Here is a 12,961-nt window from a genome sequence, read left to right as displayed (position 1 = left end):
ACTCCTTAACCCATTATCAAGTTAGGTAACCACAGCGCGATACCTGGGAAGAGACACAGCAGCAAGATACCCAACACCATGCATAGCGCGTAGGGCAGGCTGCCCATCAAGATGTCGCGCAGCGAAATATCCGGTGCGATACCTTTGATAATGAACAGGTTTAGGCCCACGGGCGGGGTGATCAGACCAATTTCCAGATTGATGGTCAGGATCACGGCGAACCAGTAGGGGTCAAAATCCGCAGCAATGATAATGGGCAGCAGAATTGGTGCGGTCATGACGATGACCGCAACGGGCGGAAGGAAGAAGCCTGCCACCAGCAAGAAGAGATTAATAACCCCCATTAATACCCAGCGGTTTACCTCCAGGTCGGCAATGGCAGCGGCCACGGTTTGGGTGATAAACATGGAGGAGAGCGCGTAGGCGAACACTTCAGCGGTGGCGATAACCAGCATGATCATCACACTTTCACGCAATGAATCACGCATGATCAGTTTGATCGGGCCCAGCTGCCACATGCTATAGATAAGAATGGCCAGTGCCAAGCATAAGAAGGCGCCTACGCCCGCCGCTTCCGAGGGTGTCGCCACTCCGCCGTACAGCGCGAATAAAATACCTGCCACCACGCCTAGAAAAGGCAGAACGCGCACTAACGCCTTTAAATTGGTATCTACGTTGTGTTTAACCGTCTGCTTTAGGCGCTCGGCAGACTCTGCCAACGGATTGTTATAGCCACCGGCCATCTTGCAGGCAATCATCGTCCAGATCATAAATAGCCCTGCGAGCATAAAACCCGGCACCACGCCTGCAATGAATAGCCGGCCGATAGAGGTCTCGGTGGAAATGCCGTAGATGATCATGGTGACTGAAGGTGGGATAAGAATGCCTAGGGTACCTCCGGCAGCAATACACCCCGCCGCCACGCCATCGGGGTAGCCGCGTGTACGCATTTCAGGAATACCCATTTTACCAATAGCCGCACAGGTAGCCGGAGACGACCCGGAAAGTGCGGCAAAAATGGAGCAGGCGCCAATATTGGATACCGCCAGGCCACCTGGTAAGCGGCCCATCCATAAATCGAGTGAGCGATAAAGATCGCGCCCAGTGGGAGATGACGCCACTGCCGCGCCCATGAGGATGAACATGGGGATTGCCACAAAGCCAAATTCCGCAATGCGGTCAAAAAACGTTTCACCAAAATAGGTAAGTTCGGAAAGCCCACGATCATAAAGTAGCGCGAGAAGTGATACGCCCCCCAGTGCAAAGGCGATAGGGGTACCGATAGCCATGAGTGCAATCAGTGCGATGGCGACAATAATACCTAAAGTAATCGGGTCCATATTCAGTGCTCCCCGCGCAGGATTTCAGCCACGTACTGCAGTACCAATAACGAAGAACCTAATGCCATGGGCAAAAGCGCGGGCCAAAGCGGTGGGTTCCATACCGAGCCGGTCGTCCAGTTGCCATGCAGGGCTTCAAGTACATACACCCAGGAGGCATAGGCGAGGACCGCACAGAAGCCCAGGCCAAAGAGCGAGGCCACCAAGCGCATGGCTTTTCGAGCGATACCGCCTAGCGCATCGGGAACAATCGTAATAGCGACGTGGCCGCCGGTCATGAGTACGTAAGGGCTACCCATCAACATGGCGCCCGTCACTGAGAAAACGGTGAATTCGGTTTGCCAGCTGGTGCTCATGCCTAGTAAGTAGCGAATAAAGACCATCTGGCAAATCACCAGGACGCCCGCGACAAACAGAGCACAGGCCAGGTAGGCAAACAGGCGTGAAAGCCTGTCCATTAGCCGGATGTAGCTGCCGATAACCCCACCGCGAGCGGCAGGGTGGTGCGTGGTTGAAGTGACCATAGTTCCCTCATCAAGCTAAGCAGACGTCAATCGAACCTGGCCACTCGCCTGATGCAGGCAAGTGGCCACAGGTTGCTGGGGTAAGTGCTTACTCGACGGCTAGCGCCGCATCGATGATGGCCTGGCCATTGGGAACGTTATTGGCAAAGTTCTTGTAGGAGGTTTCGCGCGCGATATCGAGCCAGGCGTTGTAATCCTCCTCGCTCATGCTGACTACCTCCACGCCGTTCTCTTGGTAAAGATCGGCCATTTCCTGATCGATGGCCGCCGCTTCTTCGGCAAAGAACTTCTCGGCAGCTTCACCCGCTTCCATCAGCGCAGTCTGCTGCTCTTCATTCAGACCTTGCCACACCTGCTCGGAGATCAGGATCGGCTCATACATGAACCACAGCGCGAAGTCGCCTGGCTGGGTCATGCACTCAACCTGTTCGTAAAGCCGAAACGAGATAAACGACATGGAAGAGGTGTTAGCGGCGTCCAGTACGCCGGTTTGCATGGCGGTGTAAATTTCAGAGGAGGGCATGGAGGCAATGGAAGCGCCGGCGGCTTCCAGCATCTCTTCAAACGCCGGGCCCGCTGCGCGAATGTTTTGCCCTGATACGGTGTCGGGTGAGGTAATGCACTGCTCGCTGGATGCGAAGCCGCCTGAAAGCCAGGCATTGGCCAGAACGCGGGCCCCCCCATCCAGAATCACTGCATGAATCATCTCCATGTATTCTGAGTCGTTAAGGCGCTGAGCGTGCGCCTGGTTACGTACCAGGCCAGGCATCAGGGTGGCTGAAAACTCAGGGTGGCGGCCGCTCGCGTAATCCAGCGGTAGCGAGGTAATGTCCAGGCGCCCACGGGTAAGCGCGCCCCACTGCTCACGGGCTTTGAACAGTGACTGGCCAGGGTAGACTTCAATGGTAAGGCCGACATCCGCTTCAGCCACGTGGCGGGCCATCATTTGTACCATTTCGTCGCGCACATCGCCCTGCCCACCGGGGAACTGATGAGAAGCGCGGAGCACGGTATTGGCACTGGCATGAGAAACGGCAATGGCCAAGCCCAGAGCGGTCAGGGTAGTACACAGGTAGCGTTGCATGTGGCGTCTCCAACTCTTTGTTGTTGTGTGTTTGGAAGAGCGTTTTATGTGCATCAGAAAATCTGATATATATTTCAATAGTTGTTTGCTGTGCTAATGTCAAATAAGTGCAGCAAACAATAAGTATAATGGCGAGCCTTTTTGGAGGTGAAGCATGGCCGATACCAAACGTTCCAACGCGCAGAAGCTTCGCGACTCCCTTGAAGACGATATTATCAACGGACGACGCTTGCCGGGAGAGCGGCTGGACCCCGAAGAGTTGGGGCGTACATTCAACGTTTCACGCACGCCCGTACGCGAGGCCTTTCAGCAGTTGGTCGCCAGCGGCTTGGTCACCGTTTCGCCAAAGAAGGGCACCTTTGTAGCCAAGGTGGGCATCGACCAGCTGATCGAGATGTTTGAGGTGATGGCTGAGCTTGAAGGCATGTGCGGGCGACTGGCAGCCCGACGAATTAGCGAGCCGGAACTGGCAGAACTTCAGGCGGCTCATCAGCGCTGTGAAGCGGCAGCACTCGCGGGTGATACCGATGAGTATTACTACGAAAATGAAGCCTTCCATGACTGCATCTATGCGGCAAGCCACAATACCTTTCTGGCCAGCGAAGCCCGTCAGCTAAAGCAACGCTTAAAGCCCTATCGGCGTTTGCAGCTGCAGGTCCGCCAGCGGATGCATAACTCACTTAACGAACATCAAACCATTGTCGATGCCATTACCCAGGGGGACGCCGCGCTGGCCCAACAGGCGCTGTGTGATCATGTGTTGATACAGGGCGAGCGATTCAGTGACTTCGTGGCCAGCGTACGCCGCATGGAAGCGCCCATCAGCCAAACGGGTTAGGCAATGTCCGTATCGGTGGGGTAATGGTCCTTGCCGACCTGCCGTTCTCGGCAGACACTCTCAAGGTCGATGCTCTGAAGAAAAGGGCTGAAGAGACATGGAGAGAGAACGTGACGCGCCATATTGCTTTATTGGCTTACCCTGATTGCCAGCTGCTGGATGTCAGTGGCCCCTGGCAGGTCTTTGCCAGCGCCAATGCGCTAAGCCCGGAACCGTTGTACCGGTTAACTCTGATAGCAGATGTGCCAGGACCGGTGATGACCAACGGTGAGCTGGCAGTGTATGCAAGCCACATGTATGCCGATATGCCCCAATTACTGCCGTTGGATACGCTACTGGTTGCGGGCGGCAGTGGCGTTATGGATAAACGCCACGACCAGCACGTACTGGCGCTTTTGCGCGAGATAGCGCCTCAAGTGCGCCGGTTAGGCTCTATCTGTTCGGGGGCTTTTTTACTCGCCGCCGCTGGGCTGTTGGATGGCCAGCGGGTGACCACCCATTGGCGTCATGCCAGCCAGCTTGCCGAGGAGTATCCGGCGCTTAGCGTTGAGTCTGATGCGATGTATATACAGAGTGGCGATCGCTATACCAGCGCTGGGATAACGGCAGGTATTGATCTGGCACTTTCGCTGGTAGAAGCCGACCACGGCGCAGCCCTTGCCGGGCGGGTGGCGCGTGAATTGGTGATGTTTTTGCATCGTCCAGGAGGGCAATCGCAGTTCAGTGAAATTCTGCGCTGCCAGCAAGATGCCGGTCCGCTGCGCCGTCTGCTGGATCATCTGCATGGCGACCCCGGTGGGGAACATTCGCTGGAAAGTATGGCAGCACTCATGGCCGTGTCACCGCGTCATCTTACTCGCTTGTTCAAGCGTTACTTAACCACTACGCCGGGTACTTACTTGACTCAGTTACGGCTGGAGCAGGCGCGTCTGGCGCTGCTGGATGAGCGTCAGGCGATATCGCTTGAACGGTTAGCCGAGCGCTGGCGCTTAGGCGGCGCCGAGCAGTTGCGGCGCCAGTTTCAGCGTTACTACGGCGTTTCTCCTTCCGTTTATCGTCAGCGCTTTGGCGCAGCAGCCATACCTACTCTTGTGGAGCCATTATCATGCCCTTAACCGTCACGCTGCTATCGCTTTGCCAGGCGCTCTTGGTCAGCGGCAATATCCTGCTGATTGCTGTATCGCCACTGATCGGCGCCTCGCTGGCACCTACCGCCAACTGGGCGACCGCACCGGTGGCCAGCCAATGGTTGGGGCTGATGTGTGCCACCATTCCCGCCTCCCTGATCATGGGGCGTCTGGGTCGAAAACGCGGCTTTGTACTGGGCAATCTTATTGGCTTAATAGGCACAGCTGTGGCCATTCTAGCGCTACGCCAGCAGAGCTTTGGCCTTTTTTTGTTGGCGACCTGGCTGATTGGAATCGGCATCGGCTTTGGGCAGCTCTACCGCTTTGCTGCCATCGAGGCAGCTCCTAAAGCCCTGCGTGATAAAGCCATTGGTTTAGTGATGGGCGGCGGGGTGCTGGCCGCGTTTGCAGGCCCCTGGCTTGCCCGCTTTAGCCGCGAGCTAAGCGAGACGCCGTTTCTGGGCAGTTTCGTCGGGCTGGGCGTACTCTATGCACTGGCACTCGGCATACTTCTAGGTACGCGGTTGCCAGTGGCCTTTGTGGAAGCAGTAGAAGGTGAGAAGAAGCCCTTGTCAGTCATCCTGCGACAGCCCATTTTCCTGCTCGCTGTTAGTTCAGCAGCGATTGGCTATGGAGTGATGAATCTGGCAATGACCGCGACGCCGCTGGCGATGGCAGGGGCCGGGCACGATTTTAACCATGTCGCCACGACCATTCAGTGGCATGTGGTCGCCATGTTCCTACCCTCATTTTTTACCGGCCATTTGACGGCGCGCTTTGGTGCCCCGGGCATGATTGGTGCTGGCTGCTTGCTGCTGGTCGCAAGCGCTGTCGCCGCACAGTTCGATGCCGGGTTTGCAGGCTTTAACGTTGCGCTGATACTCCTGGGACTTGGCTGGAATTTTACCTTCCTGCCCGCCACCGGTTTGTTGACACAAAGCTATCAACCGGCGGATAAAGCACGCACCCAGGCGGCCAACGAGTTTCTCGTGTTCGGTACGGTTGCCTTGACGGCGCTGCTAGCGGGGCCGTTGGTCAATACCCTAGGCTGGGCGACGCTTAATGCGCTGCTGATTCCTGTCTCGCTACTGCCGGTATTACTACTGGCATGGCAACGGCGCTGGCCGAGCCATCCACTGGCTCGCAGCCAGAAGGGGTAGCTGCCTTGGGAGGTGGGTTGTCTCTCGCTAATTCTTACCAGTAATAGCCAAGCACGCCTTGATGTTTAAAATGTTATAGCGTTTTTGTAAAGACTCATTTCTTTGTTCAATCAGGTGCTTGCATGATCGCTAAACGAGAACGTGGCAAGATGGAGCGCCAGCTCGGGGCTTCTTTGACCGATGCCTGCGAGCAGGCCAAGGCTGACGTGCCGGGGTTCGTCTGGCTAACCCACTGTGTGGACTACCAGCACTTTCCCGAAAGCCTGGTTGTTATCTGGGTATTTGATACCGATGCCCACCTAGCCTTAGCGCTTAAGGGTGATGCCAAGCAGCGCCTGTATGAACTCACGGCAAGCGCCCTGGCTGAGGCGGGCGTGGCGCTTGATAGCGTCACACATCATATCGACTTCGATAGTGAGCAGGCGTGCAAGCGCGCCCACGACGGTGATTGGCAGCGCCGATTGCGCTCACGAACAGCGAGGCATTGATGGCTCAGAAAATCGATAGCCCCTGCATATCCGCCTGTCAGTTGAAAGGCGGCATGTGCACTGGCTGTGGGCGGAGCATCGAAGAGATTCGCCACTGGAAATCCATGAAGCGGCCCGAAAAAATTTCCACCATCAAACGGGCCGAACAGCGGCTCAAGAAGCTCAATAAGTAGCGCGTAGACTACTTGGCAAAAGTGCAGCCTGGCCGGCGCTCGATTAAAAATCACCCGGGGCGCATTGCAGGCAGGTAAGGCCTAGAGCGCGCCACTGGGCAACCACTGCATCGCGGTCGTCCAGCACCAGCCAGGGCTCGAAACCATCTTCACGCATGGTGTTGAGCAGGGCTTCTTTGACCGCTTCGTCATCCACATGATCATGGCCATCCGGGCGCAGGTACATGGCGTCAAACGGTATGGCGTTGCGCGTCAACCACTCATGGGTATGGTCGCGGTGGGTATCCGGACGGCCGCTGCAAATGACGATCTGCTGGCCCTGGGCTTTCAATAATTTCACCAGCCGGGCAACCGGTTCGATTACCGGCGCTTCGGCCATATACGCAAAGAAGGGGTCCCACTGTTTTGCGGGGCCTAATACCCATTCGTGTACTTTCGTGGGGTGGAATTCAGCTAAGGTACCGTCGACATCGACAATGACAGCGTGGGTCATGCAGGGCTCCTGTTATTCAAGGCGTTGGCATCTAAAGTGTGAGTATTCAAGGCGTAAGTATTTAAGAACAGGGTCTTTTCCGTGGCGAGGCGGGCACCCAGTAACGTTCGCCATGCGCCGAGTGCGGGTTCGGATAAGTGGGTAAATAGCGGCACGACACGTTCGGCCTGTATCTGATCGGCAAGCTCGACCAAGTGCGAGGCGCGCAGGTGCACATTCCAGCGCTGCCAGAGGATGTCGCCAGCGGCAAGTTCGGCGCAGCGCGAAGGCGTCAGATAACCGGTATGCAGCAGGTGGAAGCCGGGCCACATGGCAGCGGTATCGTCACGATCGCTGATCAGCTTGAGCGTTGGCTGGGAGGCATCAGGGCGAGTCAGAAGCGTTTTAATGTTGTCATCCGCATGGGAGCGGCGCAGCGTCGAGGGGAGTGCCAACAGTGTTTTCAGGTTGGCTCGAATAACCGGATCAATGGCGAGCGAAAGCCCACGAGCGTCCGCCTCTTCGGCTAGCCAGAGCGCCATCTCAAGCGCCCGGCCCGATTCAGGAACCGGGAAAACCAGCGGGCGGTTCAAGTGTTCGCTAATGGCATCCACGCATGCCTGTTGGGGCTGATCGTAGGTGCCATAAGAAGCGTCCAACAGCGCAATACGCGCCGGTGGCGGTGCATCAAACGGAAACAGCCGAGACTCAAAGCAGGCGTCGCCGCTGTAGAAAATGCCGCCCTCAATACCCAGGTGAATCCATACCCCGCCCAATGAATGGCCCGCCTGGCCGGTAGTCACCGGAATGCCGGCAACCTGACAGGTACTGCGTTCAGGCAGCGACTGCCAGGCTCGCCCTTTGGGAAGTGCCTGAGCGACCAGGGGTGTGCAGTAAAGCGGCAGCGTAGCGGGCAGCTCGCTGACGCCGCCAATATGATCGATATGATCATGGCTGATAATTACCGCATCGATATCAAGCCCGCGTGCCCAGGTGGTAGGCTCGCCTGGGTGCAGTGCGCCGCCAGCGTCAAGCAGCAGACGCTTGCCGTTGGCCTCCACCACAATGGCCGCCGGGCCTTTATCGCCCAGGCCGCTTAAAATGTTGATGCTGGCGCTCATTGGTCAGGCTCCAGACACCAGCCTTCCAAGAGCGTTAGCGCCACCTGCTGGCCCTCTTTCAGTGCATGGGAATGATAGGTGAGCAGCGTTTCGCCGTCCCTCATGCGCAGGTGAAGCTCGTAACGCTCGCCACGAAAGGTTTGGCGCTCAACACGGGCGGTTAAATCCTGCTGGCTCGGCGCCTCGGGATGCACCTGAATGTGTTCAGGGCGCACCAGTACTGGCTGGTTTCGCTGGGAGGCGGGAGACGTCAGCCCCTGCATCAGCTCATGGCCGCCAAGACGCCTGCCCGGTGCGCCGTTGCTTATCATCAGTTGGCTGCCTTGGCCGATAAAGCTTGCCACCCAGGACGTACGCGGTTCGCGGTAGAGCGTTTCGGGCGTGGCCCACTGCACCAGTTTGCCCGCCTGCATCACCGCGATACGGTCGGCCAGCGCCATGGCTTCGCTTTGATCGTGCGTGACGTACACCATGGTCGCGCCGGTGCGGCGGTGAAAATCTGCAAAGCTATGCTCCATGGAGGCGCGCAGGTGGCGATCCAGGTTCGCCAAGGGCTCATCCAGAAGCACCACTGATGGGTTGGTGACCAGACAGCGGGCGAGCGCCACGCGCTGGCGCTGGCCGCCGCTTAAATCCTGAGGCGTTCGCTGGGCGTAGGGTTCAAGCGCCACCAGGGCAAGCGCTTGCTCAACACGGCGTTGATATTCTGCCCCGCGCATGCCGCGCAGTTTGAGTGGGTAGCCGACGTTATCCGCGACGCTCATATGCGGCCACAACGCGTAGGATTGGAACACCATGGCCATGTTGCGCTGCTCGGGGAGTACGTGGTGCTGCGCGCTTGCCAAAAGCGTATCGCCCAGGTGGATCTCCCCGGCACTGACCTGCTCGAACCCGGCCAGCATACGTAGCATGGTGGTTTTTCCGCAGCCGCTGGGGCCGAGCAGGGCGACGAACTCACCCGGTTCAACCGTTAATGAAAGCCCATCCACGGCCTTGTGTTCGCCAAACTGCTTGGTAACTTGCTTAAGGGTTAGCCCTGCCATGGCACGACTCCTTTGGGTAAACGCGGGGCCAAAAGGCTAAGCGAGAGCATGAGTGAAGCGACCATCAGCACGACCAGCACGGACACCGCTGAGGCCAGCACGCTTTCGCCACCTTCATCGAGGTTGAAAATCAGTACGCCCAGGGTTTCGTTGCCCGCACTCCATAAAAGCGCCGAGACGGTCAGCTCGTTGACAGCCAGCAGAAACACCAAAAGCCCGCCAGCAAACAGCGCGGGTGCAATCAGCGGCATGACGATAGTGGTAAGGCGGCGCCACGGGCCGGCACCGGCGAGCTGGGCGGCTTCTTCAAGGGAAGGGTCTAACTGGGCGAGGCTTGCGCTGACCGGCTTTAGGCACACCACCAGAAAACGCGCCAGATAGGCCACGAAGATCAGCCCCAGCGTGCCGTACAGTGCGACGTTGATAATGGGCAATGGCCGCACGAACAGTAGAATGCAGGCAATTGCGAGTACCACGCCAGGCAGGGCGTAAGGTAGCTCGATAATACTCAGCGTCAGATTTTGCAGGCGCGCTGGAAGCCGCTGGAGGCGGTACGCCAGCGGCAGACTGCACAGCATGAGCACCACGGCTGCGCCACCGGCGAGCCAAAAGCTATTGCGCATGGCGCGCCACGTAGCGCCCTGGCGGCCAATCACTTCATGGTAGGCATTTAGAGTGGCGGTATCGGCATTAAGCGGTACGCCCATGGCCGGCACCAGCGAGCTGACTACCAGTGCCACCAGCGGCGCGACAAGAATGACCAGTAACACGCTTACCAGCAGCACCGTGACCAGCGCGCGAAAGCGGCCGAGTGAGAAATCATGGGCGCGCCCGCTATGCCCCACCAGCCCGAAACGGCTGCGGCCCATCCAGTGTTGCTGAAGCGCCACACCCGCCAGCGCCAGCACGCCGATCAATAGTGAAAGCGCGGCCATCTCAGCGAGGACGCCGGTGCCAAAACTGGCCATGCGCTGGTAGATCAGCGTGGGTAGAACGTAATAGCCCGCAGGAATGCCCAGCATGGCCGGAATGCCAAAGTTACCCAGACTTGAGATAAACGCCATGGCGCTACCTGCTACCAGGCCACTTCTCGTCACGGGCAGTACGATATGCCGCCATACCTGGTTTTGCCGGGCGCCACTGATGCGGGCGGCTTCGACAAGTTCGCGGGGTAGTGAAAGTAGCGAGGTGCGCAGGGCCAGAAATACCAGCGGGGCACTTTGAATACCTAACAGTAGCGCGATGCCTTCCGCCGAGTAGAGCGGCTGCGGGCTGCCCAGCGGCGGTGCCATACCGATGCTTTTGAGTAACGGGCTTGCCGGGCCAAATAGCTGTAGCCAGCTAAGCGCCGTGACCTGGGGCGGAATCATCATCGGCAACATAAAGCAGAACACCAGCCACGCCTTGCCGCGAATGTCGGTCAGGGTGATGACAAACGCAAACAGGCTGCCTAGCGTAAGGGCAATCAACATGCCCAACCCCGAGGTGTAGAGACTGTGCGACAGGGCCCGCCAGGTACTCGCTGATTGGAGCACACGCCATAGCGGCGCGTTGCCCCCTTGCGTCAGATCGCTTAACGCTTCGACCAGAAGGCGCAGGCTAGGTGCCAGGCTCAGCAGGACGACGGTAAGCGTCAGAAGGGTAAGCAGCCAGCGGTGCTGGCTGCCTTGGGTAAGACTCGGTGACATAATCAGCCGCCGAACAGATCGCTGAAACGTTGCTTCAGGGCTTCTTCCTGCTCAAGCGCCTGGGCGATATCGACGGGCATCAGCTCAATAGTGTCACGGGCGGGGAAGCCTTCCGGCGGTGTAACATCGGGGTGGGCAGGTAGATAACCCTGCTCGCTGACAAGCTGCTGGCCCTCTTCCGAGAGCACAAAATCGACAAACTTCTGAGCCGCATCGACGTTTTTGGCGCCTGCCATAATAGCGACGGGCTCGGTGACCGCGCTTACGCCCTCTTCAGGGAAAACAAACTCAACCGGCGAGCCTTTGGCCGCTTCGCGGATGGGCAGGAAGTCCACTACGATTCCGTAAGGCTTGGTGCCAGCCGCCACTGCGTTGAATACACCACCGTTACCACCCTGGGCTTCGGTGCGGTTGTCATGCAGGGCATCGTAATAGCTCTCACCCAGGGCGGGGTTCTCGCTAATCGCCGCCATGTGAATCAGCGCTGCACCCGAGTAGAGCGGGCTGGGCATCGTGACCAGTCCTTCGTACTCAGGCTTGAGCAGATCCTGCCAGCTTTGCGGCTGTTCTTCCGCGCCGGTGTTATAGACGATCCCGGTGGTGATCAGCTTGGTGCCGTAGTAGTAACCTTCCGGGTCGAAAAGCTCGGCATCAAAGGCATCGCGTTCAGGGCTCAGGTAAGCCTGAAGCTGGCCTTCCTGCTTTAGCGACTCCATGGTCATGCTGTCGGCAATCAGCAGCACATCGGGGTTACTGACCCCGGCGGCAAGCTCGGAGCGCAGGCGGGTCATCAACCGCGTGGTGCCGTCGCGTACCCACTCCACCTCGATATCCGGATAAGCCGCCTGGAAAGCATCGACCGTTTGCTGGGCGTCGCTGTTGGGCTGGCTGGTATAGAGCACGAGCTTATCGTCGGCAATGGCATTTGCTGAAATAGCCAGGCTTGCAATCGTGCTGGTAAGAGCGATAGCGGTGCAGAGTGAGCGCTTGAACATCAGAAATCTCCAGTGAGTTAACCCTGCTCACACTACTGTCATCACCTTACAACATCGTGACAGTACGCTTTCGTTTGATGGGGTCGAGCTTTCGAAAACTTCAACAAGGCTTTCGTTAGCAAAAAATGAGGGGGAATGAGAGCACGATGAAAGGCTTAAACGAGCGTCGCCAGGCACTGCTTGAGCGGGTGCGCCAGGAGGGACGCCACTCCCTAGAGGCACTGGCCAGCCAGTTTGGTGTATCAGTACAAACGCTGCGAGGTGATATCCGCTTTCTTGCCGAAAAGGGGATGGTGCTACGTCGCCATGGCGAGGTATTGCCGTTTCCTGACCGTGAAAATATCGGCTATGACCAGCGCCAGATCGTCAATGAAGCTGGAAAACGGCATATTGCGCGCCAGGCCGCCTCGTTGATTCAGCACCATCAGTCTCTGTTTTTAGGTACCGGCACTACCGTTGAACAGCTGGCCGACGCGCTGCACGATAAAAAGGGGCTGCATATCATGACCAATAACCTTCACGCACTTATCAAGCTATCCGCCCTGGAATGTGAGCTGGTGGTCGCGGGCGGCCGGGTACGCCGCCGCGATCAGGACGTGATTGGCGGTGACGCGTGGCGCTTTTTTCAACGCTACCGGGTAGATGTAGGCATTGTCTCGGTAGGCGGAATGGACGCCCAGGGCAGCCTTTTTGATTACAACGACGATGAGGTTATGGCCCGCGAAGCGCTCTTGGCCAATGCGGCCTATCGCGTCCTGGTGCTGGATAAAACCAAGTTCGATTTACCGCTGCGCTGCGCCGCCGGACAACTGGCCGACTACGACGCAGTTGTGACCGATGCTCCTTTACCCGACCGATTACGCAGCCCGCTCGCCGCCAGAGGCGTCAGGTTTCTGGGATAAAAGGAC

14 protein-coding genes are annotated in these 12,961 nt (G+C 58.0%); 6 read left to right on the top strand and 8 right to left on the bottom strand.

Annotated features, from left to right (window positions below):
* Positions 1 to 5: 5 nt before the first annotated feature.
* The 3 genes from ELY38_RS06025 to ELY38_RS06015 all read right to left on the bottom strand — a co-directional run bounded on the left by ELY38_RS06025 (position 6) and on the right by ELY38_RS06015 (position 2,948).
* A complete protein-coding gene (locus tag ELY38_RS06025; protein ID WP_127060603.1) occupies positions 6 to 1,340 on the bottom strand; it encodes a TRAP transporter large permease in 1,335 nt (444 codons plus the stop codon).
* A gap of 2 nt (positions 1,341 to 1,342) precedes the next feature.
* Positions 1,343 to 1,864: a TRAP transporter small permease subunit gene (locus ELY38_RS06020; RefSeq protein ID WP_127060602.1), complete on the bottom strand. Its 522-nt coding sequence runs from the start codon at positions 1,862 to 1,864 to the stop codon at positions 1,343 to 1,345.
* 88 nt (positions 1,865 to 1,952) lie between these two features.
* Entirely contained in the window at positions 1,953 to 2,948 is a 996-nt protein-coding gene (locus ELY38_RS06015; protein ID WP_127060601.1) for a TRAP transporter substrate-binding protein, read from the bottom strand.
* A 154-nt stretch (positions 2,949 to 3,102) separates the two neighbouring features.
* Here ELY38_RS06015 and ELY38_RS06010 point away from each other — a divergent pair, with 154 nt between their 5' ends.
* The 5 genes from ELY38_RS06010 to ELY38_RS05990 all read left to right on the top strand — a co-directional run bounded on the left by ELY38_RS06010 (position 3,103) and on the right by ELY38_RS05990 (position 6,734).
* Positions 3,103 to 3,786, top strand: coding sequence for a GntR family transcriptional regulator (locus ELY38_RS06010; RefSeq protein ID WP_127060600.1), 684 nt, complete (start codon positions 3,103 to 3,105; stop codon positions 3,784 to 3,786).
* Positions 3,787 to 3,896: 110 nt separating this feature from the next.
* Positions 3,897 to 4,901, top strand: coding sequence for a GlxA family transcriptional regulator (locus ELY38_RS06005; RefSeq protein ID WP_127060748.1), 1,005 nt, complete (start codon positions 3,897 to 3,899; stop codon positions 4,899 to 4,901).
* Positions 4,892 to 6,073 carry an MFS transporter gene (locus ELY38_RS06000; protein ID WP_127060599.1) on the top strand — a complete coding sequence of 394 codons (1,182 nt, stop codon included), beginning with the start codon at positions 4,892 to 4,894 and terminating at the stop codon, positions 6,071 to 6,073. The genes ELY38_RS06005 and ELY38_RS06000 overlap by 10 nt, the downstream gene beginning before the upstream one ends.
* Positions 6,074 to 6,195: 122 nt before the next feature.
* Positions 6,196 to 6,561, top strand: coding sequence for a hypothetical protein (locus ELY38_RS05995; protein WP_127060598.1), 366 nt, complete (start codon positions 6,196 to 6,198; stop codon positions 6,559 to 6,561).
* Positions 6,561 to 6,734, top strand: a complete 174-nt coding sequence (locus ELY38_RS05990) for a DUF1289 domain-containing protein (RefSeq protein ID WP_127060597.1) — start codon at positions 6,561 to 6,563, stop codon at positions 6,732 to 6,734. The genes ELY38_RS05995 and ELY38_RS05990 overlap by 1 nt, the downstream gene beginning before the upstream one ends.
* Positions 6,735 to 6,777: 43 nt before the next feature.
* Here the strand turns inward: ELY38_RS05990 and ELY38_RS05985 are convergent, their stop codons facing one another.
* Genes ELY38_RS05985 through ELY38_RS05965 form a run of 5 tightly spaced genes read right to left on the bottom strand, consistent with a single transcriptional unit; the run spans position 6,778 to position 12,053 of the window.
* On the bottom strand, positions 6,778 to 7,227 hold the full coding sequence (locus tag ELY38_RS05985) for a phosphatase domain-containing protein (RefSeq protein WP_127060596.1): 450 nt from the start codon (positions 7,225 to 7,227) through the stop codon (positions 6,778 to 6,780).
* Positions 7,224 to 8,327: an MBL fold metallo-hydrolase gene (locus ELY38_RS05980; RefSeq protein WP_127060595.1), complete on the bottom strand. Its 1,104-nt coding sequence runs from the start codon at positions 8,325 to 8,327 to the stop codon at positions 7,224 to 7,226. Before ELY38_RS05980 ends, ELY38_RS05985 begins: the two co-directional genes overlap by 4 nt.
* The gene (locus ELY38_RS05975) at positions 8,324 to 9,370 is read right to left on the bottom strand and encodes an ABC transporter ATP-binding protein (RefSeq protein WP_127060594.1); all 1,047 of its coding nucleotides are present in this window, start codon (positions 9,368 to 9,370) and stop codon (positions 8,324 to 8,326) included. The genes ELY38_RS05980 and ELY38_RS05975 overlap by 4 nt, the downstream gene beginning before the upstream one ends.
* Positions 9,358 to 11,058, bottom strand: coding sequence for an ABC transporter permease (locus tag ELY38_RS05970; RefSeq protein ID WP_127060593.1), 1,701 nt, complete (start codon positions 11,056 to 11,058; stop codon positions 9,358 to 9,360). Before ELY38_RS05970 ends, ELY38_RS05975 begins: the two co-directional genes overlap by 13 nt.
* A 2-nt stretch (positions 11,059 to 11,060) precedes the next feature.
* Positions 11,061 to 12,053, bottom strand: coding sequence for an ABC transporter substrate-binding protein (locus tag ELY38_RS05965; protein WP_127060592.1), 993 nt, complete (start codon positions 12,051 to 12,053; stop codon positions 11,061 to 11,063).
* A 146-nt stretch (positions 12,054 to 12,199) separates the two neighbouring features.
* Between ELY38_RS05965 and ELY38_RS05960 the strand changes: the two genes are divergently transcribed.
* On the top strand, positions 12,200 to 12,955 hold the full coding sequence (locus ELY38_RS05960; RefSeq protein WP_127060591.1) for a DeoR/GlpR family DNA-binding transcription regulator: 756 nt from the start codon (positions 12,200 to 12,202) through the stop codon (positions 12,953 to 12,955).
* Positions 12,956 to 12,961: the final 6 nt, after the last annotated feature.

The organism is Vreelandella nanhaiensis (assembly GCF_003990185.1).
GTDB lineage: Bacteria > Pseudomonadota > Gammaproteobacteria > Pseudomonadales > Halomonadaceae > Vreelandella > Vreelandella nanhaiensis.
The sequence above is the reverse complement of the archived record's forward strand: the minus strand, read 5'-3'. Positions and strand labels throughout refer to the sequence as shown.